Here is a 20,259-nt window from a genome sequence, read left to right on the forward strand (position 1 = left end):
CACCGCTCGTCAGGCATCGGTCAAATCAGTTCGTGAGTCAGGGCGAGGGTGGCGAAGTTGTCCGCCATGATCGCCATTTCTGTCTGCTGCACGTGTTCGGCGCTGAGGACTGTGCCCTTGTAAGGCAGGTCGCGGGTGGCACAGGCGTCTTCGACGAGGGTGCAGCGAAAGCCCAGGTTTTTCGCCGCGCGTACGGTGGTGCTGACACTGGAATGGCTCATGAAGCCGCATACGATCAGGTCCAGCGAGCCCAGATTCTGCAAGCGCTCCAGCAATTCGGTGCCGTGAAACGCGCTCGGCAGCAGTTTGCCGATGATGGTTTCGTCGGCCAGGGGCTCCAGGCCTGGAATGAATTCACCGCGTTCGCCCTGGGGGTCAAACAGACCACCCACGGTGCCAAGGTGACGCACATGCACGATCGGCCGGCCGGCGGCGCGGGCAGCGCTTACCAGTTGCTTGATGTTCGCGACGGCAGCATCCATGCCGTTCAGGGCCAGGGGACCACTGAGGTATTCCTTCTGGGCATCGATGATGACAAGGGTCGCATGACTCAGATTGGCTGCTGCATAACCGCGGCCGCTGAGTTGAAACATCGTTTTTGGAACGGACATTCTGGGGCTCCTTCGGGTGGGGCTTTTGCGACATTGTCCTCTGGCTGAGCGATTCTGTGAATCGCTACCATCGCAGATGCCGTCTTTACTGGCTTGCAGCCTTGTCATTACTCACAATTTGTTCATCGGCCTGGCGAAAAAACAGAAAAGTCCTACATTTGCCGGGATGTTTTTACGGCGTCGTCGCCAGGCGTTTTGGCTGGTAGAATCGCCAGTCGTTTTTTCAGAGAGTTTGCCCCCGTGATCACTTCCCGACTTCGTACCCTGCGCGACCATATCCGTTGGGCCGTCAGCCGCTTCCATGGGGAGGATCTGTTCTTCGGCCATGGGACCGACAACGCCTGGGACGAAGCTCGTCAACTGGTGTTGGGTGCATTGCACCTGCCGTGGGAAATGGCGGACAGCTACCTCGACTGCAACCTGGAAGAGGACGAGTTGGTCAACCTCCAGCGATTGCTCAAGCGGCGCATCGAAGAACGTATTCCCACCGCCTATTTGCTCGGTGAGGCCTGGTTCTGCGGCATGTCGTTCATCGTGGACGAACGCGTGCTGATCCCGCGCTCGCCGATCGGCGAGCTGATCGAAAAACGTTTCGAGCCATGGCTGGGCAGCGAGCCTGCACGAATCCTCGACCTGTGCACCGGTTCCGGCTGCATCGGGATTGCCTGCGCCTACGAATTCCAGAACGCCGAGGTGGTGCTGGCCGACCTGTCCTTCGAAGCGCTGGAAGTGGCCAACCAGAACATCGAGCGCCATGGCGTCGATGAGCGCGTGTACACGGTGCAGGGCGATGGGTTCGATGGGTTGCCAGGACAGCGCTTCGACCTGATCGTGTCGAACCCGCCTTATGTCGATGCCGAAGATTTTGCCGACATGCCGGACGAGTACCAGCATGAGCCGGAACTTGGCCTGGCGTGCGGCGACGATGGCTTGAACCTGGTGCGCCGCATGCTCGCACAAGCCGGCGAGCATTTGACCGAGAAGGGTTTGCTGATTGTCGAAGTAGGCAACAGCCAGGTGCACGTCGAGGGGTTGTACCCGGAGGTCGATTTCGCCTGGCTGGACTTAGAGCGCGGTGGACACGGGGTGTTCATGTTGACGGCGCAGCAGTGCCGGGAGCATCAGGCGCTATTCGCGTCCCGCGTCTGACCCGAGGAAGCCATCGCTGGCAAGCCAGGCTCCCACAGGTTTTTGTGTCGTTCAGCCATTATCGCAACGACAGTAATCCTGTTGGAGCCTGGCTTGCCAGCGATGGCGGCACCATAGCCCCCAAGCCCTACCTGTGCGTAGCAATCCAGATCAACAACCCCGCCTGAAACACCGCAAATGCCACCAGGCATGAGATGGTAAAGCGCAGCGCCGTGTCCTCGCGCCGGTACTTGCTGACCTTTTCCTCGTGTTGCTTGAGTTTGACCTCCTGCTCGGCCAGGTTCTGCTCGGCCTGCTGGAGCATCTGCGCCGCCTCGAGAATCTCCACCACCTGCACCTTCTCGCTGTTCCACTGCGCCTTCAGGTCGCCGACGGGCACGTCCTTGACGCTGCCCTTGAGATGCTGGGCATCGGCATAGACCACTTCAAAACCGTGCCCCTTGAGGAAGTCATCACGACGCAGGCGGGTGTCTTCGTTCAGCGCGTCCTTGTTATTGAGATCGCGGCCGTTGACCCTGTACCCGGGCCAGCGTTGCTTCAGCCAGGTGATGCCGTGGGTCGCCATGAAGCGACCGACGCCACGATTCATCGGTTCGATCTGCAAGCCGCTGTCGGGGCCGAAGTGCACGCTTTTGTCCTGGTGATCGACCCACACATCCAGCAGGTTCTGTTCCTTGCGCACTCGCTGGCCGGGCAGGGTGATGCTCATGCGCATCAGGCTGCGTTCCTTGTCATGACGTTCGGCGTAGCCGAATTCGACAAAGCGCAGCGGTCGCCCACCGGTGTTGCGATCAGTCTGCAGGGGAGCCAGGCGCAGCATCTGGCGATGCTCGGCGTGCACGTCCGCCCACGGCAGCTCGACCGCTGGGGGCGCGTCCTGTTCAGCTGCGGTGGCGGGTGAAGTCGGGGTGTCAGTCATAACGGCAAGGTCCTGTCCAAGCTCGGCGTGTCGCCAGGCTTATTGCTGGCGACACCGGCTTATCGGCCGTTTTTTGCAGGACTGGAGGGTCAATAGCGCTTAACTGGCACGAAGTCCGTCAATAAACCCGATGATGCGTGAGCCCAGCTCGGCGGCTAGCGGCAAATTCGGATCCTTGTACGACGCCAACTGGCGCTTCACGTCGTTGGGCACGATGCGCATCACGTGGTTCATGCCTTCAATCAGTGCCAGTTCGGCGTCCGGCTTGGCCGCCTTGAGCAGCTTGGCGTCACCGACGCCGACCTGGATGTCGTTACTGCCCTGGATGATCAGCGCCGGCATCGCAAGCTTGGCGAACGCCGCTGCCGGATCCTGGCGAAACAGTGAGATCAGGTACGGCTGCACGCTCGGGCGGAAAATCACCTGCAGTTGCGGCGGCACGTTGTCGTCGGTGTGGCCGGCCTTGAGGCTGTCGAGCAATTCATTAGCGCGCAACATCAAGGGCGCAGGCAGACGGTTGCTCAATTGCTGGCGCAGTACCTGGTCAATTGGGCGAGCGCTGCCGGACATGGAAATCACGGCTGCGGCATCGACATCGGGCGCGGCGAGGCTGGCGATCAAGGCACCTTCGCTGTGCCCCAGCAGAATCAACTGGCCGAATCGCGGGTCAGCCTTGAGCTTGCGCCCCCACGCCTGGGCGTCGGACACGTAGCCCTCCACTGACAGATTGCGCTCGTCCGGGGTGGCGGGCAGGCTCGCGGCAACGCCGCGCTTGTCGTAGCGCACGCTGGCGATGTTGTGTTTGGCCAGCACCCAGGCCAGGCGCTTGAGGCTGTCATTGCGCCCGCCGTCGGGGTTATTGCCGTCGCGATCGGTCGGGCCGGAGCCGGAAATGATCAGCACCACGGGCACGGGGGTGTCGGACTTTGGCAGCAACAACGAACCAAACAGTTCGCCGCTGCCGGTGTCCAGCGAAATGGGACGTTGCAGGACAGTGGCCTGCACAAATCCGGTAAACAAGGTAAGGCTCAAGGCTAGAACTCGCAGCATCATCACGCCATCATTCACAAAGGTGCCGGTTGGACTCGCGGGCACCCATAAGGTTCGAGGATGAACTACTTGGGTAGCCTGCGTATACTGGCGCGCATTACGTATTCACGTTCAATTCACGGAGCGTCCTGCATGTCCGGCAATACCTACGGCAAGCTGTTCACTGTCACCACCGCTGGCGAAAGCCATGGTCCGGCGTTGGTCGCCATTGTCGACGGCTGCCCGCCGGGCCTGGAAATTTCCCTGGAGGATTTGCAGCGCGACCTCGATCGCCGCAAACCCGGCACCAGCCGTCACACCACGCAACGTCAGGAAGCCGATGAGGTGGAAATCCTTGCTGGCGTGTTCGAAGGCCGCACCACCGGGTGTGCCATCGGCTTGTTGATTCGCAACACTGACCAGAAGTCCAAGGACTACTCGGCGATCAAGGATCTGTTCCGTCCGGCCCACGCCGACTACACCTATCACCACAAATACGGCGAGCGCGATTACCGCGGTGGCGGCCGCAGTTCGGCTCGTGAAACCGCGATGCGCGTAGCGGCCGGCGCGATCGCAAAAAAATACCTGGCGACCCAGGGCATCGTCATTCGGGGCTACATGAGCCAGCTGGGCCCGATCGAGATCCCGTTCAAGACCTGGGATTCGGTGGAAGACAACGCCTTTTTCAGCCCGGACCCGGACAAGGTGCCCGAGCTTGAGGCCTACATGGACCAGTTGCGCCGCGACCAGGATTCGGTCGGCGCGAAGATCACCGTGGTTGCTGAAGGGGTGATGCCAGGCCTGGGCGAGCCGATTTTCGACCGTCTCGACGCCGAGCTGGCCCATGCGCTGATGAGCATCAACGCGGTCAAGGGTGTGGAAATCGGCGCCGGCTTCGCCAGCGTCGCCCAGCGTGGCACCGAACACCGCGACGAGATGACCCCCGAAGGTTTCCTCAGCAATAACGCCGGGGGCATTTTGGGCGGCATTTCCTCCGGCCAGCCGATCGTTGCGCACCTGGCGTTGAAGCCGACGTCCAGCATTACCACGCCAGGCCGTTCGATCGACGTCCACGGCAACGCGGCGGATGTGATCACCAAGGGCCGTCACGACCCGTGCGTGGGCATCCGCGCCACGCCGATTGCCGAAGCGATGATGGCCATCGTGCTCATGGATCACCTGCTGCGCCACCGTGGGCAGAACGCCGATGTGCAAGTAAGCACGCCGGTGCTGGGTCAGCTTTAATGGCTGGCCTCAAGGCCGCTGCTGTCTGATGACGACAGCGGCACTCCCGTACTGGCGGCTTTCCAGTTTTTATCTGTTCTATTTCGCCTTGCTCGGTTCGACGGCGCCGTTTCTGGCGCTGTACTTCGATCACCTGGGGTTTTCCAGCGCGCGCATCGGCGAGCTGGTGGCCATCCCGATGCTGATGCGGTGCGTGGCGCCCAATATCTGGGGCTGGCTGGGTGACTACAGCGGCCGACGCCTGGCGATCGTGCGCTTCGGTGCGGTCTGCACGCTGCTTTCATTCTCGCTTATTTTCGTCAGCAAGACCTACGCCTGGCTGGCCATGGTCATGGCCTTGCACGCGTTCTTCTGGCACGCGGTGCTGCCGCAGTTCGAAGTCATCACCTTGGCGCACTTGAAAGGCCAGACCTCGCGCTACAGCCAGGTCCGTTTGTGGGGCTCCATCGGTTTTATCATCACCGTCGTCGCGCTGGGGCGCTTGTTCGAGTGGTTGAGCCTGGACATTTATCCGTTGGCGCTGGTGCTGATCATGGCCGGGATCGTGATCAGCAGCCTGTGGGTGCCCAATGCCGAGCCGGTGCAAAGTGAACGCATCGCCGGCGACGGTTTTCTGCAACAGCTGCGCAGCCCGGGCGTCCTGGCGTTTTACGCCTGCGTGGGCCTGATGCAACTGAGCCATGGCCCTTATTACACCTTCCTCACCCTGCACCTTGAGCAGTTGGGCTACAGTCGTGGACTGATCGGCATGCTCTGGGCATTGGGGGTGGTGGCCGAAGTCCTGATGTTCCTGGGCATGAGCAAGATTCTTGCGCGGTTCTCCGTGCGCCGGGTGCTGCTGGCGAGTTTCCTGCTGGCGGCGCTGCGATGGGTGCTGCTGGGCTCGTTCGCCGAATATGTGTGGGTGCTGCTGTTTGCCCAGGTGCTGCACGCGGCTACCTTCGGCAGTTTTCATGCCGCTGCCATCCAATTCGTGCAACGTAGTTTCGGTGCGCGCCAGCAAGGGCAGGGCCAGGCGTTGTACGCAGCCCTGGCTGGCACTGGCGGCGCATTGGGTGCGCTGTACTCCGGCTACAGCTGGAATGCCCTCGGGGCCACGTTCACCTTTAGTATCGCCAGTCTCGCAGCCTTCGCCGCTGCCGTTATCATAGCCACACGCATGCAAGAGGACCGGCCATGAGCCTTACCCGTGAACACCTCGCCCAGGAAATCATTGATGCCGGGCGTTTTCTGTATGGCCGCGGCTGGTCGCCGGCCACCAGCAGCAACTATTCGACCCGTCTGTCGCCCACCGAGGCGCTGCTGACCGTGTCCGGCAAGCACAAAGGCCAGTTGAGCCTGAACGATGTACTGGCCACCGACCTGTCGGGCAACAGCCTGGAACCGGGCAAGAAACCCTCCGCCGAAACCCTGCTGCACACCCAGCTGTATAGCTGGCGCGGGGACATCGGCGCGGTGCTGCACACCCATTCGGTGAACGCCACGGTGCTGTCGCGCCTGACGCCGCAAGCCTTCATCGAGTTCGAAGATTACGAACTGCAAAAAGCCTTCAGTGGCGTATCGACCCACGAATCCCGGGTGCGCGTGCCTGTCTTCGACAATGACCAGGACATTGCGCGCCTCGCCGCCAAGGTTCAGCCTTGGCTGGAGGCGCACCCTGATTGCGTGGGTTACCTGATTCGCGGCCACGGCCTCTACACCTGGGGCGCGCGCATGAGCGATGCGTTGCGGCAGATCGAGGCCTTCGAATTTTTGTTTGAGTGCGAGTTGAAGATGCGCTCGCTCTCCAACCGTAACGCATGAACCGTTAAGGAGTTGCCCTGATGAGCAGCCTGTCCGTTTACCACGTCTCAAGCCCTGACATTCCGAACAAGGTGCTGACCCATTTCGAAGACATCGCTTCGACCCTGGCCGAGCAGGGCGTGCGCTTCGACCGCTGGCAAGCGGCGGCGAAGATCCAGCCCGGCGCCAGCCAGGAAGAAGTTATCGCGGCGTACCAGGAGCAGATCGACAAGCTGATGACCGAACGAGGCTACGTGACGGTCGACGTTATCAGCCTCAACAGCGATCACCCGCAGAAGGCCGAATTGCGCGCCAAGTTCCTCGACGAACACCGGCATGGCGAAGACGAAGTAAGATTTTTCGTCGCCGGCCGTGGATTGTTTACCCTGCACATCGACGATTACGTCTACGCCGTGCTGTGCGAGAAGAACGACCTGATCTCGGTGCCGGCCGGTACCCCGCATTGGTTCGACATGGGCGAACATCCGCACTTCGTGGCAATCCGCCTGTTCAATAACCCTGAAGGCTGGGTGGCCAACTTCACCGGCGAAGACATCGCCAATCGCTTCCCGCGACTCGAGGACTGAGCCGATGCCGATCAAAGCAATCCTCACCGACATCGAAGGCACCACCAGCGCCGTGAGCTTTGTGTTCGACGTACTGTTTCCCTATGCGGCCAGGCACCTGCCGGATTTCGTACGGCAACAGGCCGGGCGCGCCGATGTGGCCGAGCAATTGGACGCAGTGCGCCAGGACAGCCATGAGCCGCAGGCGGATGTCGAGCGTGTCATCGAGATACTCCTGGGCTGGATTGCCGAAGACCGCAAGGCCACGCCGTTGAAGGCGTTGCAAGGGATGGTCTGGGAGCAGGGGTACAAGGCAGGGCAGTTGCAGGGGCATGTGTACCCGGATGCTGTTGAAGCGCTCAAGGCGTGGCATCAGGCGGGTTTTCAACTTTTTGTTTATTCGTCAGGCTCGATTCAGGCGCAGAAGCTGATTTTCGGCTGCTCGGAGGCAGGGGATTTGTCGCCGTTATTCAGCGGTTACTTCGATACGACCTCGGGGCCAAAGCGTGAGGCGCAGTCTTACCAGCGCATCACTCAGGCGATTGGCCTTGAAGCGGCGCAAATTCTGTTTCTGTCGGATATCGTCGAAGAACTGGACGCGGCGCGGGAAGCCGGCATGGCCACCTGCGGCCTGGCACGTGAAGGCGGGACGCTGACTGGTCACCAGACTGTCGACAGCTTCGCGAGCATCGATCCGACCAGATACTAAACAGTCTCCGAATAGACTATGGACTGTAGGAGCGAGCTTGCTCGCGATGGTCGTCAACGATGACGCGGGAAGCCTGAGTGGCCAAGGCGCCTGGTAGTTTTTCGCGAGCAAGCTCGCTCCTACAGGGGCGCGTCTCAGGAATCAGGCAGGGGCGTGTTAAGCCTTACAAACTTCAGAAACAACTCAGGCCGTGAAGCGAAAGCTCTCACGGCCTGACTGTTTGCAGCCCTGCAACAATTTACGCCGAATGATAAGTCGGCAGAGCGAACCGTTGCTGGCTTTGCAGCATCGAAATCTGTGGCAACTCGCTGGCTTGCTCAGCCAGGTCACGACGGATCGCGCTGATCACCCAGGACAACTGGTCGCCAGCATGCAGTTGCTGGTAGGAAATCGAGCGTTTGAAGACTTTGCCTTCCTGACTGCGCAGTGTCAGCAGGATGCCGCCGTCGGGGCGTGGCTGAGTGTTCACTTCGAAGTTGGAGAACAGGGAGGTAAATTTTTCTTGGATCAGGCTCATGTCTATCAGCTCCGTTAGCACTTGATTGGCAAGCATGGAGAGGTAGTTGCACCCTTTGTGCCAGCATTTGAAAATAATAAAAACCCTTACAAATCAATAAGATAAAAAATCAGCCAATTTTTGCTTTCGTGCAATCTGCATGAAAGGCCATCGTGCATCCTGCATTTTGCGAGATTCGTTCGGTTTCAATGGAACCATTCGCAAAAACCGGGCTCACGTTGTCGCCGGTCTGTTGTGCGGATACAAAACATTGCAAAAACTGCGTGTACAGCCCCTGAATCACTCACGTACTTTCGGCCACCACCCGACAATAAAAAGATCGAACGGGAGCAACGATGAGCCGCGCGCTGAACGACACGATTACCTGGGGCATGATGCTGCGCAAACTGCCCACCATCGCCAAGGCCCTGCCACGAGTGGTCCGGGGCATGAAGGCTGCCAACGTCAAGGATCCAACCCAGTCCTGTGGCCTGGGCTGGAGCTTCGAGCAAGCGACGTTGCGCAATCCCGACGGCCCGGCATTGCTTCAGGGCGATGTGCTCCTGACCTACGCCCAGGTGAACGAGTGGGCCAATCGCATGGCTCACCATTTGAGCGCGCAGGGCATCCGCAAGGGTGATGTGGTGGCGGTGTTCATCGAGAATCGTCCGGAACTGCTGGTGACTATCCTGGCGGTGGCCAAGACGGGTGCGATCAGCGCGCTGCTCAATACCTCGCAAACCCGTGACACCCTGGTGCACAGCCTGAACCTGGTAGCGCCTGCGGCGATCATTGTCGGCGAAGAACTGGTGCCGGCGTTCTCCGCTGTTCGCGAGCGCGTGGCGCTGGAGCCTGCCCGCACCTGGTTCGTAGCCGATCAGGACACCTGCCGGCACCCGGGCATTGCGCCCGATGGTTTCATCAACATGATGGCGGCCATCGCCGACAGCCCAAGCGCAAACCCGGTGACCAGCCAGCAGGTATTCTGCGACGATCCCTGCTTCTACATCTACACCTCAGGCACCACCGGGTTACCCAAGGCCGGGGTGTTCAAGCACGGTCGCTGGATGCGCAGTTCCGCCAGTTTTGGCACGATCGCGCTGAACATGAGCCCGGACGATATCGTCTACTGCACCCTGCCGCTGTACCACGCCACCGGGCTGTGTGTGTGCTGGGGCTCGGCCATCAGTGGCGCCTCAGGTTTCGCCATTCGCCGCAAGTTCAGCGCCAGCCAGTTCTGGGATGATGTGCGCAAATACCGTGCGACCACCCTCGGCTATGTCGGTGAACTGTGTCGCTACCTGGTCGATCAGCCGCCCACTGCCCAAGACAGCCAGCACCGGGTCACCAAGATGATCGGCAACGGCCTGCGCCCCGGCGCCTGGGCTGAATTCAAGACCCGCTTTGCGGTGCAGCACATCTGCGAGCTGTACGCTGCCAGTGACGGCAATATCGGTTTCACCAACGTTCTCAACTTCGACAACACCGTAGGTTTTTCCCTGATGTCCTGGGAGCTGGCTGCCTACGACCACGACAGTGGCCAGCCTCTGCGTGACGCCAAGGGGTTCATGCGCAAGGTTGCCAAAGGCGAGCAAGGGTTGCTGCTGGCGAAAATCGACGACAAGGCGCCACTGGATGGCTACACCGACGCGCAGAAGACCGCAAAGGTGGTGCTGCACGACGTGTTTGAAAAGGGCGACCGTTATTTCAATACCGGCGACCTGTTGCGCAACATCGGCTTCGGTCACGCCCAGTTTGTCGATCGACTGGGCGATACCTATCGCTGGAAAGGCGAGAACGTCTCGACCACCGAGGTGGAAAACATCCTGCTGCAGCATCCGAATATTTCCGAGGCGGTGGCCTACGGGGTGGAAGTACACAACACCAATGGCCGTGCCGGCATGGCCGCGATCACCCCGGCCGAATCCCTGGCGACCCTGGATTTCAGTGAGCTGCTGGCATTCGCTCGCGAACAGATGCCCGCGTATGCCGTACCGTTGTTCCTGCGGGTGAAGGTTAAAATGGAAACCACCGGCACCTTCAAGTACCAGAAGACCCGCCTCAAGGACGAAGGGTTTGACCCCGGTAAAACCGGTGACGATCCCATCTATGCCTGGTTGCCGGGAACTCACACCTATGTGCAGGTGACTGAACAGGTGCTGGCCGAGATTCATGATGGCAAACACCGTTATTGAATCTGGCTATGACCCTTGATCAGAAAAAAGAAGTGACAGTCTCCAGGCTGCTCGGGAAACTGTCGCCCTTTGCACCTACACAGAAAGTGGAGCCACCATGTCAGACCAAAGCCGCCAGATGACCCCCGAAGAAGCCGCTGAATTCGCCGAACAGGTATTCAACAAGGCGCGCGAGGGCGATGCGGCCATGATGGCCGCATTGCTGTCCAAAGGCCTGCCGCCGAACTTGCGCAACCACAAGGGTGACACCCTGTTGATGCTTGCGGCCTACCATGGCCATGTCGACACGGTGAAAGTGCTGCTCGAGCACAAGGCCGACCCGGAAATCCGCAACGACAATGGCCAGAGCCCGATCGCCGGCGCTGCGTTCAAGGGCGATCTGGCGGTGGTCAGCGCGTTGGTCGACGGTGGCGCGCAAGTCGAAGGCTCATCCTTCGACGGCCGTACCGCGCTGATGATGGCGGCCATGTTCAACCGAGTTGCCATCGTCGACTATCTGATCAGCAAAGGCGCTGATCCGAAAGCCAAGGATGCCAACGGCGTATCGGCGCTGGATGCGGCCAAGACGATGGGCGCAGTGGACACCACGGCGCAGCTGGAGAAGTTGCTGAGCTAATGGCTCAAGCCGGTTGAAAAACCCGTGGCGAGCAAGCCAGCTCGCCACGGGGGCTGTGACAGATTCCAGTTATATTCAGTAAACCCAGACCTCAACCCGCCGATTCCTGATCCGTCGCTCATCCGCGCTGTTCGCCGCCACGGGCATCTGCGCGCCAAAACCGCGGATCTCGCGCAGCACCACGCCGCGCTTGGCCAGCTCGCGCCGCACGGCCATGGCCCGCAGCTTCGACAACAGGTCGGCGCGTGCAGGGTCAGTCTTGGCATCGCCAAATCCCACCAGCGTCACCTGCCGATCGGCCTTGTCGCGCTGGTTTATATAGTCCAGTACTCGCGACAGGTCCTGGCGCGCCTTGTTGTCCAGGGTGGCACTGCCTTCTTCAAAGCGAAAATTCACGGTCAGACGCTGCGCATGTCGGCTGAGGGTTTGATACTCCTCTGGCATCAACGCATTGGGGCTTACCGACATGGCCTGGACGGTCTGCGCGATAAACCCGTTGGCTGCGACAATCTCCTGGCCCTGACTGCCCTGGGCGAATTTCACCAACGCCTGTGCCCAGGGATTATTGCCTCTGGGCGGCAGGTAAAGGAACAGTCGACGTGACAGCGGATAGTCTTCGGTGGCGATCAGATTGTTCAGTGGCAGCATCGCCTGGGAAGCACCGTCGGCAATCGCCACGGCTTTGGCCTGGCGCACGTACGGCAAACCGATAAAGCCGATGCCCTGAGGGTCCTGGCTGACGGCGTCCGACAATTGCTCGCTGGACTCGAAGCGTTGTGCGCTGGCGCTCAGGGTTTTCCCACGACCGTTGAGGACCAGTTCCTTCAAGGTGTCGTAAGTGCCGGAGTGATCATCGCGCGCATAAAGATGGATCGTCCCGCCGCTGCCACCGACTTCTTCCCACGTCCTGATGTCATCACTGAAGATGCGCGCCAGTTGATCGGTGGTCAGTTGTTTCAGCGGGTTATCCGGATGCAGGATGATCGCCAGGCCGTCGATTGCAATGACCTGCTCGGCACCGGCACTCTTCAGGTCGCCCAGGGATTGCAGGCTGGCGAGTTCGCTGTCCTTGATCGGGCGCGAGGCGGCGGCGAGGTCGGCAGAGGCGCTTTGCAGCGCAGTGAAGCCGGTGCTGGAGCCGTGCGCGGCGATCTCGACCTCCACCCGACGCCCCTCGACGGTTTCGCCGACGACGCGCACTTCGTTGGTCTTGCCTGGCGCTTCGCGATGAACCTTGAGCACACCTTGTTCGCGCAGCAGCCCTTCGACCAGCGCCGGGCCCAAGGCTGCGCCGATGGTGTTGGAACCCTGGATGCGTAACACCGGGCCGTGCTCGGGCAGGGGTAACGCAACCGCCAACGCCGATACGGGCGTGACAACGCCCAGCAGCAACAGGAACAAAACGCGCAGCAGCATGCTGGCACCCTACAAGAGCAAAGGAAGTGCCCGCAGATTAAGTCAGTAGGGTTTCATAAAGATGACAGCTCAAAAGATCGCAGCGTGCGCAGGAGATGTGTAGGAGCTGTCGAGTGAAACGAGGCTGCGATCTTTTAAATATCAACTCAACTCAAGCCAGATCGGCGCATGATCCGACGGTTTTTCCATCCCGCGCAATTCATAGTCCACACCCGCATCCTTCACCCGTGGCAACAAGCCATGGGACGCCATGATCAGGTCGATCCGCAGCCCACGCTTGGGTTCATCCTCAAAGCCACGGCTACGGTAATCGAACCAGCTGAAGCGATCAGTCACGTGCGGGTTCAGGTGCCGGAAGCTGTCCACCAGCCCCCAGTTCTTCAACCGCGCCATCCACTCACGCTCTTCCGGCAGGAAGCTGCACTTGCCGGTCTTCAACCAGCGCTTCATGTTGTCCGGCCCGATGCCGATGTCGCAGTCTTCCGGGGAGATGTTGACGTCACCCATGACTACAACCGGCTGCTCATTGCTGAACTGACTTTCCAGCAGTTGCTGCAAGTCATTGTAGAAGCGTTCCTTGGCCGGGAACTTGGTCGGGTGATCGCGGCTTTCACCTTGTGGGAAGTAGCCGTTCATGATCGTCACCGGCACGCCGTTGGCATCAGCGAACTTGCCCCAGATGAATCGGCGCTGGGCGTCTTCGTCATCGGTGGCGAAACCTTTGTGCAGCTCCAGGGGTTCCTGGCGAGAGAGCAGGGCCACACCGTAGTGGCCTTTTTGCCCATGGAAATACACGTGGTAGCCCAGCGCTTGCACGTCGGCCAGCGGGAACTGGTCATCGTGGACCTTGGTTTCCTGCAGCCCGATCACGTTGGGCTGATGCTTCTCAATCAGCGCCGCCAGCTGATGCGGGCGAGCACGCAGCCCGTTGATGTTGAAGGAGACGATCTTCATGGTCGGCAGTCCTGGCGCAAAAGGGCGATGCTAACTGACATGCCTTCGAGGGGCCAGCCGTTGGTGTGTTTTCGGCTGTACTTGTCCATCCCGCGGCTCGCGGGTCGGCGAGCCCCGCGCACACCTGCGATCCACTTGGTCTATACCTTGTTAGACCCAGCGCACCTGCTGTTTTCAAACCAGCAAGGAACTGTGCCGGTACCCAGAGGCTCGTACCAACAAGAGCGCCGCCATTTTGAGCGGTGCCCCGGGGAGATTTGCCGTTATGCCCGAAACCTCGACCGCCATTGCCGATATCCACATGCTCGACAGTGGCTATTCCCGCGAAGCCCGCTCGTTGCTTTACCAGGCCTACCGCCACGAGCCGACGTTCAGCTATCTGTTCGAAGCCGAACGTCCCGGCTACGAGCAGCGAGTGCGCGCCACCGTGCGCGAGCTGGTCAAGCAGCATTTCCTCCAGGACTTGCCCGCCATCGGCCTGCTGGTCAACGACCGCCTGATTGGCATCGCCCTGATCGCGCCGCCGCAACGTCGCCTGGGGATCACCGAAAGTTGGGCATGGCGTTTGCGCATGGTCCTGAGTACCGGGTTTCGCTGCACCCGCCGCTACCTGGAATACCACGATGCGGTCATGGCGTGCGTGCCGTCCGACTCGGTGCACCTGCTGCCCTTGCTGGGTATTCATCCGCAATTTCAGGGCAAGCACTTCGGCGAACAATTGTTACAGGCTGTGCACAACTGGTGCGCCGTCGATGAGCACTCCCAAGGCGTTGTGCTGGACACCGGCAACCCGCGTTACCTGGAATTTTACAAGCGCCAGGGCTATGAGGAGATCGGTGAAGTGGCTATTGGCCCGGTACGTGAGCACGTATTTTTTCACGCCAACCCCCAGGTCCTGCAAACCGCCACCGCATAAAGGACGAACTTTGCGCGCAAACCAGGCTCTATCACGCTCCCAAGCTCGTGATAGCATCCGCGCCTATGAAGTTTCCAGGAAGAATTACCAGTAGCGTGCTGATGCTGATAACCAGCTGCACAGCGCTGGCGCAAAGTGAATTGGATGTGCGGGTCAAACCGTCCAACGATGAACTCAAGGCCAATATAGAGGGCTATATCGGCAGCCTCGGCGATCGTGACGAAGAAGCCTTGTTGCGCTTCAGCCGCGGTGCCGAGGAGCAGGCGCGCAAGGCTGCCCAGGCCCTGGGTTATTACCAGCCGCAGATCGAGACGGACGTGAAGGGCGGCAAGAGTCCACGGCTGATTCTCAACGTCGATCCCGGTGAGCCGATTCACCTGCGCAATGTCACTATTCGAGTCGAAGGACCGGCGGCGTCGCTGAGATCCTTTCGTGTTCCCAAAAGTGCTGCGCTGAAAACCGGCGCAGTGCTCAACCATGGCAATTACGAAGACGCCAAGCGCCTGATCCAGAACCAGGCGTCGCGTTTCGGTTTTTTCAGTGGGCATTTTTCCCGCCAGACTCTGTCGGTCGACCCGAGGGCGGGCGTAGCCGATATCGATCTGGTCTACCAGAGCGGCCCGCGTTACTCCCTGGGCAAGGTCAATTTCGAGGGCGACACGCCATTCGACGAAGATTTGCTCAGGCGCATGGTGCCCTTCAAGGAAGGCGCTCCGTACGACTCCGAGCTGATCGCCGAACTCAATCAGGCGATGCAGTCCAGTGGCTATTTTGAAAGTGTGCGGGTCGATGCAGCCCCCACCGCTTCGACAAACAATGTGATCCCGGTCGACGTCAAGCTCGACACCCGCAAGCCGCGCACCATGGGGCTGGGCCTGGGTTATTCGACCGACGTCGGCCCGCGGGTCAAGGCCAACTGGACGCGTCACTGGGTCAATCCCCAGGGCCACAGCTACGGCTGGGAAACCGAAATATCGGCACCCCGGCAGAACGTCGGGATTTTCTACGACATCCCCCTGGACCCGCCCCTGACGGACAAGCTGCGTTTCGCTGGCGGCTACCAGAGCGAAGAAATCGCCGACAAGGACTCACTCAGCAAGCTGCTGACCATAGGTCCCGAGTGGCACAGCAAGCTGCCCAGCGGTTGGCAGCGCGTGGTGTCGCTGAAGTGGCAGCGCGAGGAATATCGACTCGGCGACGACTCGGGTCTCAGTACCCTGTTGATGCCCGGGGTCAGTTATTCCTATTTGAAAAGCGACAACCGCATCGACCCGCACAACGGCTATCGCCTGCAATTCGAGACCAAGGTGGCCAAGGAGGGATTGGGCTCGGACAACAACCTGCTGTACGGCACGGCGCTGGTCAAAGGCCTGACCACGGTATTCGACAAACACCGCTTCCTTGGCCGGGTCCAGGTTGGCGGTAGCGCCACCAACGGCTACAAATCGATACCACCGTCGCTGCGGTTCTTCGCCGGTGGTGATCAGAGCGTACGTGGTTACGACTATCAGAGCCTGTCCCCGGAAAACTCCGAGGGCGACCGGATTGGTGGCCGGTACATGGTCACCGCCAGTGCCGAGTACCAATACTCGGTCGCCGAAAAATGGCGGGTGGCGACCTTTGTGGATCAGGGCAACTCCTTTAATAAGCTCGAATTGCCGAACCTCAAGACCGGCGTGGGTATCGGCGTGCGCTGGATCTCGCCAGTGGGGCCGATCCGCCTTGACCTGGCCCACGCGCTGGATGACGAGGGTGGCGTTCGACTGCACTTTTCCATGGGGCCCGAGTTGTGAATCGTGGTTTGAAGATAACGCTGCTGGCCATCCTCGGCCTGTTGCTGCTGACTATTCTGGCTGTCTCCACCGTGCTTGGGACGGCGGCGGGCAGTCGCTGGGCGCTGGGTTTCGTGCCGGGCTTGAGTGTGGACAATTTCCAGGGTCGCCTGGGCGGTCAATGGAGCGCCGATCATCTGGTATGGCAGCAGGACAGCAGCCGGGTTGAGTTGAACAAGGCGATCTTCGCCTGGTCACCCGGTTGCCTGGCCCGCCGGACCCTGTGCATCGAGCAGTTGCAGGCCGAGCAGGTCAGCCTGCAGTTTCCACCGGGCACCGACCAAGACAGCAGCGGGCCAATCAGCCTGCCTGACCTGGACCTGCCGCTGGCCATCGAGCTGGGTGATGTCAAGGTCGGGAGCCTGCTGTTCAACGGCAGCGAAGAGCTCAGGGGCTTGCAACTGGCCGCACACTGGACCGCCCAGGGCTTGAAGATTGACTCGGTCAAGCTGCAGCGCGACGAACTAAGCCTGAATCTGTCCGGCCTGCTGCAACCCAGCGGCAACTGGCCACTGACCGCTGAAGGCCACCTGACGTTGCCCGCGCCTGGCACCGGTCCTTGGGCCCTGGCCCTGAAAATCGATGGAGACCTGCTCAAAACCCTCAACCTCAAGGCCGACAGCAGCGGCTATCTGAACGGGCAGTTGACGGGTGAACTGCAGCCGCTGGTGGAGAACCTGCCGGCCAAGGTGCGCATTACGGCGGACGGCTTCAAGGCCAGCGCCGATCTTCCGGATACCCTGCAACTCAATCAGCTTGAACTCTCGGGCGCCGGTGACCTGAAAAACGGCTACCAGCTCCTCGGCACGGCTACGCTGCCGGCGGAACAAGGCCCGGTCGCCCTGGCGCTGCAAGGCAAGGTCGACGCTCAGGGCGCGCAGATTGCCGGTCTGGACCTGAGCGCAAACGACAAACAGTACCTCAAACTCACCGGCCAGCTGGACTGGAGCAAAGGCCTGAGCGCCGATGCCAAGATCGACTGGCTGGACTTCCCCTGGCACCGCGTCTATCCGCTGATCGATGAGCCACAAGTGGCATTGCGCAGCTTCAACGGCGAAGTCTCCTACACCGACGGCAAATACCTGGGGCACTTCAAGGCTGCGCTGGATGGCCCGGCCGGTGCCTTCAGCCTGCAGAGCTCGTTCGCAGGCGACCTGACTAAAATCTACCTGCAGCAAATCCAGCTGGAAGCAGGGCAGGGCAAGGCCCAGGGCCACTTGAACCTGCAATTTGCCGATGGCATCGCCTGGGATACCGCGCTGGATCTGTCGGCAATCGATCCGGCGTACTGGGTCGCGGAGCTGCCGGGCACGTTGGCCGGCCCGCTACGCAGTACTGGCGAGATGAAAAATGACAAGCTCAGCCTCAACGCCGACCTCGACCTCAAGGGCAAGCTGCGTGGTCAACCTGCGGTCATCCAGGCCAAGGCCGATGGCGCCGGCGAGCAATGGAACCTCAGTGCCTTGCAGATTCGCCTGGGCGACAACAGCATCAATGGCAAGGGCAGCCTGCAGCAGAAACTCGCCGGCCAGATCGATATCAAGATGCCGCGTCTGGCGCAGCTGTGGCCACAACTGCGCGGCCAGCTCAATGGCCGGATGGACGTCGCCGGTACACTCAAGGCGCCACAAGGCAAACTCGGCCTGCAAGGCACTCAGCTGGCTTTCCAGGACAATCGTTTGCAAAGCCTGAACCTGGACGCGACCTTGGACAGTGCGCAGCGGGCGAAAATCGATCTCAAGGGCAGCGGCATCCGGGCCGGTGATACCGCGCTGGGCACGCTCACTGCCAGCGGTCAGGGTGACATCAAGAAGCAGAAACTCAGCCTTGCCCTGCAAGGGCCGCAGCTCAAGCTCGCCCTCGGTCTGGACGGCGCGCTGGACCAAGGCAACTGGCGCGGACGCCTGGCCACTGGTGATATCCAGGCCGGCGGCCAGGCCTGGAGGTTGCAGGGCCCGGCGAAGCTTGAACGCCTGGCCGACGGTAAAATCAACTTCGGCGCCCATTGCTGGCGGTCCGGCCCGGCCAGCCTGTGCGGTGAAGACCAGCGCCTGATGCCCGAGCCCAAGCTGCGCTATCACCTGAAACAATTCCCGATCGAGAGCCTGGCGCAGTGGTTGCCCAAGGACTTCGCCTGGAAAGGCGCGCTTAACGCCGACCTGCAGCTGGATCTGCCGGCCAGCGGTCCGAATGGCCAGATCAGCATCGATGCCAGTGGCGGCACGCTGCGAGTGCGCGACAAGGATCAGTGGCTGGACTTCCCGTACCAGGCCTTGCTGCTCACCAGCAAAATGACCCCCAAGCGCATCGACACCGACCTGAACTTCGTCGGCGGCAAGCTGGGGGAGCTGCGGGTTCAGGCCCAGATCAACCCGCTGCCGGCAAACAAACCCATGAGTGGCACGTTCCGCCTCAATGGCCTGGACTTGTCCGTGGCCCGGCCGTTTGTGCCGATGGTCGAAAAAATCACCGGGCGCCTGAATGGCAGCGGCACGATCGGCGGCACCCTGATGGCGCCTTTGGTTAACGGCAATCTGCTGTTGAGCGATGGCGAAGTGTCCGGACCGCAATTGCCGATCGAACTGCAAGCCCTGCAGCTGCAGGCAGTGATCGCCGGGGAAACCGTGCAGTTGAACGGCGGCTGGAAAAGCGGCAAGACCGGGCAGGGCACGCTCAATGGCAACATCGCCTGGGGCCAGGCACTGGTGGTGGACCTGGCACTCAAGGGCTCGCAGCTTCCGGTGTCCGTCGAACCCTATGCAAAGCTTGAGGTGGCCCCGGACCTGAAAATCTCGATGAAAGGCGATGAGCTGGCGGTCGCCGGCAAAGTGCTGGTGCCCAGAGGGGAAATCACCGTGCGCGAGTTGCCGCCATCGACGGTCAAGGTCTCCGATGACACGGTCATCGTGGGTCAGCAGACCGAGCAAGGCAAGCCGCCACTGGCGATGAAAATGGACATTGATGTGGAGGTGGGCGCCGACAAACTCAGCTTCGCCGGTTTTGGCCTGACGGCCAACCTACAGGGCCACGTGCACATCGGCGACAACATGGACACCCGCGGCGAGCTCTGGCTCAACGACGGTCGTTACCGCGCCTACGGCCAGCGCCTGACCGTGCGCCGGGCCCGTTTGTTGTTTGCCGGGCCGTTGGATCAGCCGTTCCTGGACATCGAGGCCATCCGCCAGACCGATGACGTTATCGCCGGCATTCGCCTGAGTGGCAGCGCCGAACAGCCCACCACGCAGATCTTCTCCGAACCAGCATTGAGCCAGGAGCAGGCCCTGTCCTACCTGGTGCTGGGGCGGCCGCTGAGTACGGATGGCGGCGATAACAACATGCTTGCCCAGGCGGCACTGGGCCTGGGTTTGATGGGCAGTGCCGGGGTGACCAGCGGGTTGGCCAAGAACCTGGGCATTCAGGACTTCCAGCTCGACACCCAGGGCAGTGGCGACCAGACCGCCGTGGTCGCCAGCGGCAATATCTCGGAAAAACTCAGCCTGCGGTATGGGGTTGGGGTGTTCGAGCCGGCCAATACCATTGCGTTGCGTTACAAGCTGAGCAAGAAGGTTTACCTGGAAGCGGCGGGTGGCGTGGCGAGTTCACTGGATATCTTCTACAAGCGCGATTTCTAAGCCGCGTTCCCTCTAAAACCGAGTCGCTGCCTTCTCGGGCAAGCCCGCTCCCACAGGGATCGGATGTCCTGCAGGGATCTCACTTCAAGAGTCACCAATCCCACAGGTGTAACACGGAACCTGTGGGAGCGGGCTTGCCCGCGAAGGCGTCGGTACGGCCACCAATGCCTCCTCCATTTATCACTCAAATAC

Annotated in this window: 17 protein-coding genes; 11 read left to right on the forward strand and 6 right to left on the reverse strand. The window is 60.9% G+C overall.

Annotated features, from left to right (window positions below):
• Positions 1 to 20 precede the first annotated feature (20 nt).
• Complete coding sequence (locus IMW75_RS08720) at positions 21 to 611, reverse strand: cysteine hydrolase family protein (RefSeq protein WP_045059152.1); 591 nt, start codon at positions 609 to 611, stop codon at positions 21 to 23.
• A 240-nt stretch (positions 612 to 851) separates the two neighbouring features.
• Between IMW75_RS08720 and prmB the strand changes: the two genes are divergently transcribed.
• Positions 852 to 1,760 carry a 50S ribosomal protein L3 N(5)-glutamine methyltransferase gene (gene prmB, locus IMW75_RS08725; RefSeq protein ID WP_045059153.1) on the forward strand — a complete coding sequence of 303 codons (909 nt, stop codon included), beginning with the start codon at positions 852 to 854 and terminating at the stop codon, positions 1,758 to 1,760.
• Between the two features lie 127 nt (positions 1,761 to 1,887).
• Here the strand turns inward: prmB and IMW75_RS08730 are convergent, their stop codons facing one another.
• Positions 1,888 to 2,679, reverse strand: coding sequence for a hypothetical protein (locus IMW75_RS08730; protein ID WP_205892385.1), 792 nt, complete (start codon positions 2,677 to 2,679; stop codon positions 1,888 to 1,890).
• Between the two features lie 99 nt (positions 2,680 to 2,778).
• Entirely contained in the window at positions 2,779 to 3,732 is a 954-nt protein-coding gene (locus IMW75_RS08735; protein WP_122839281.1) for an alpha/beta hydrolase, read from the reverse strand.
• A 129-nt stretch (positions 3,733 to 3,861) separates the two neighbouring features.
• On the opposite strand from IMW75_RS08735, the gene aroC reads away from it, so the two are divergent.
• Genes aroC through mtnC form a run of 5 tightly spaced genes read left to right on the forward strand, consistent with a single transcriptional unit; the run spans position 3,862 to position 8,010 of the window.
• Positions 3,862 to 4,953 (forward strand): chorismate synthase, encoded by a 1,092-nt coding sequence (gene aroC / locus IMW75_RS08740; protein ID WP_205892386.1) that lies wholly within the window; start codon positions 3,862 to 3,864, stop codon positions 4,951 to 4,953.
• Positions 4,954 to 4,981: 28 nt separating this feature from the next.
• Entirely contained in the window at positions 4,982 to 6,133 is a 1,152-nt protein-coding gene (locus tag IMW75_RS08745; protein WP_045059157.1) for an MFS transporter, read from the forward strand.
• Complete coding sequence (locus IMW75_RS08750; RefSeq protein WP_205892387.1) at positions 6,130 to 6,756, forward strand: methylthioribulose 1-phosphate dehydratase; 627 nt, start codon at positions 6,130 to 6,132, stop codon at positions 6,754 to 6,756. Before IMW75_RS08745 ends, IMW75_RS08750 begins: the two co-directional genes overlap by 4 nt.
• Before the next feature lie 20 nt (positions 6,757 to 6,776).
• Positions 6,777 to 7,322 carry a 1,2-dihydroxy-3-keto-5-methylthiopentene dioxygenase gene (locus IMW75_RS08755; RefSeq protein WP_045059159.1) on the forward strand — a complete coding sequence of 182 codons (546 nt, stop codon included), beginning with the start codon at positions 6,777 to 6,779 and terminating at the stop codon, positions 7,320 to 7,322.
• 4 nt (positions 7,323 to 7,326) lie between these two features.
• Positions 7,327 to 8,010 (forward strand): acireductone synthase, encoded by a 684-nt coding sequence (gene mtnC / locus IMW75_RS08760; RefSeq protein ID WP_045059160.1) that lies wholly within the window; start codon positions 7,327 to 7,329, stop codon positions 8,008 to 8,010.
• Between the two features lie 238 nt (positions 8,011 to 8,248).
• Here the strand turns inward: mtnC and IMW75_RS08765 are convergent, their stop codons facing one another.
• Complete coding sequence (locus tag IMW75_RS08765; RefSeq protein WP_045059161.1) at positions 8,249 to 8,527, reverse strand: DUF3509 domain-containing protein; 279 nt, start codon at positions 8,525 to 8,527, stop codon at positions 8,249 to 8,251.
• A 335-nt stretch (positions 8,528 to 8,862) separates the two neighbouring features.
• On the opposite strand from IMW75_RS08765, the gene IMW75_RS08770 reads away from it, so the two are divergent.
• Complete coding sequence (locus IMW75_RS08770; protein ID WP_205892388.1) at positions 8,863 to 10,701, forward strand: long-chain-acyl-CoA synthetase; 1,839 nt, start codon at positions 8,863 to 8,865, stop codon at positions 10,699 to 10,701.
• Positions 10,702 to 10,798: 97 nt separating this feature from the next.
• A complete protein-coding gene (locus IMW75_RS08775; protein ID WP_045059163.1) occupies positions 10,799 to 11,317 on the forward strand; it encodes an ankyrin repeat domain-containing protein in 519 nt (172 codons plus the stop codon).
• A gap of 75 nt (positions 11,318 to 11,392) precedes the next feature.
• On the opposite strand, the gene IMW75_RS08780 is transcribed toward IMW75_RS08775, so the two are convergent.
• Both IMW75_RS08780 and xthA read right to left on the reverse strand, forming a co-directional pair.
• Positions 11,393 to 12,733 (reverse strand): substrate-binding domain-containing protein, encoded by a 1,341-nt coding sequence (locus tag IMW75_RS08780; protein ID WP_205892389.1) that lies wholly within the window; start codon positions 12,731 to 12,733, stop codon positions 11,393 to 11,395.
• A 141-nt stretch (positions 12,734 to 12,874) separates the two neighbouring features.
• A complete protein-coding gene (gene xthA, locus IMW75_RS08785; RefSeq protein ID WP_205892390.1) occupies positions 12,875 to 13,687 on the reverse strand; it encodes an exodeoxyribonuclease III in 813 nt (270 codons plus the stop codon).
• Between the two features lie 265 nt (positions 13,688 to 13,952).
• Between xthA and IMW75_RS08790 the strand changes: the two genes are divergently transcribed.
• From IMW75_RS08790 to IMW75_RS08800, 3 genes are all read left to right on the forward strand, one after another.
• Positions 13,953 to 14,603: a GNAT family N-acetyltransferase gene (locus IMW75_RS08790; protein ID WP_045059166.1), complete on the forward strand. Its 651-nt coding sequence runs from the start codon at positions 13,953 to 13,955 to the stop codon at positions 14,601 to 14,603.
• Positions 14,604 to 14,668: 65 nt separating this feature from the next.
• The gene (locus tag IMW75_RS08795; RefSeq protein WP_045059167.1) at positions 14,669 to 16,396 is read left to right on the forward strand and encodes an autotransporter assembly complex protein TamA; all 1,728 of its coding nucleotides are present in this window, start codon (positions 14,669 to 14,671) and stop codon (positions 16,394 to 16,396) included.
• The gene (locus IMW75_RS08800; protein WP_205892391.1) at positions 16,393 to 20,067 is read left to right on the forward strand and encodes a translocation/assembly module TamB domain-containing protein; all 3,675 of its coding nucleotides are present in this window, start codon (positions 16,393 to 16,395) and stop codon (positions 20,065 to 20,067) included. Before IMW75_RS08795 ends, IMW75_RS08800 begins: the two co-directional genes overlap by 4 nt.
• Positions 20,068 to 20,259: the final 192 nt, after the last annotated feature.

Origin of the sequence: Pseudomonas gregormendelii, from assembly GCF_017114825.1 — a bacterium.
In the GTDB taxonomy this organism is placed as follows: Bacteria; Pseudomonadota; Gammaproteobacteria; order Pseudomonadales; family Pseudomonadaceae; genus Aquipseudomonas; species Aquipseudomonas gregormendelii.

What these genes read in the sequence shown, in the direction of transcription:
- IMW75_RS08790 (WP_045059166.1), top strand. Translation starts at nt 13,953, where the DNA reads ATGCCCGAAACCTCGACCGCCATTGCCGATATCCACATGCTCGACAGT.
- IMW75_RS08750 (WP_205892387.1), top strand. Translation starts at nt 6,130, where the DNA reads ATGAGCCTTACCCGTGAACACCTCGCCCAGGAAATCATTGATGCCGGG.
- IMW75_RS08720 (WP_045059152.1), bottom strand. Translation starts at nt 611, where the DNA reads ATGTCCGTTCCAAAAACGATGTTTCAACTCAGCGGCCGCGGTTATGCA.
- IMW75_RS08765 (WP_045059161.1), bottom strand. Translation starts at nt 8,527, where the DNA reads ATGAGCCTGATCCAAGAAAAATTTACCTCCCTGTTCTCCAACTTCGAA.
- aroC (WP_205892386.1), top strand. Translation starts at nt 3,862, where the DNA reads ATGTCCGGCAATACCTACGGCAAGCTGTTCACTGTCACCACCGCTGGC.
- IMW75_RS08780 (WP_205892389.1), bottom strand. Translation starts at nt 12,733, where the DNA reads ATGCTGCTGCGCGTTTTGTTCCTGTTGCTGCTGGGCGTTGTCACGCCC.
- IMW75_RS08795 (WP_045059167.1), top strand. Translation starts at nt 14,669, where the DNA reads ATGAAGTTTCCAGGAAGAATTACCAGTAGCGTGCTGATGCTGATAACC.
- IMW75_RS08735 (WP_122839281.1), bottom strand. Translation starts at nt 3,732, where the DNA reads ATGATGCTGCGAGTTCTAGCCTTGAGCCTTACCTTGTTTACCGGATTT.
- IMW75_RS08755 (WP_045059159.1), top strand. Translation starts at nt 6,777, where the DNA reads ATGAGCAGCCTGTCCGTTTACCACGTCTCAAGCCCTGACATTCCGAAC.
- IMW75_RS08775 (WP_045059163.1), top strand. Translation starts at nt 10,799, where the DNA reads ATGTCAGACCAAAGCCGCCAGATGACCCCCGAAGAAGCCGCTGAATTC.
- IMW75_RS08770 (WP_205892388.1), top strand. Translation starts at nt 8,863, where the DNA reads ATGAGCCGCGCGCTGAACGACACGATTACCTGGGGCATGATGCTGCGC.
- IMW75_RS08730 (WP_205892385.1), bottom strand. Translation starts at nt 2,679, where the DNA reads ATGACTGACACCCCGACTTCACCCGCCACCGCAGCTGAACAGGACGCG.
- IMW75_RS08745 (WP_045059157.1), top strand. Translation starts at nt 4,982, where the DNA reads ATGACGACAGCGGCACTCCCGTACTGGCGGCTTTCCAGTTTTTATCTG.
- xthA (WP_205892390.1), bottom strand. Translation starts at nt 13,687, where the DNA reads ATGAAGATCGTCTCCTTCAACATCAACGGGCTGCGTGCTCGCCCGCAT.
- mtnC (WP_045059160.1), top strand. Translation starts at nt 7,327, where the DNA reads ATGCCGATCAAAGCAATCCTCACCGACATCGAAGGCACCACCAGCGCC.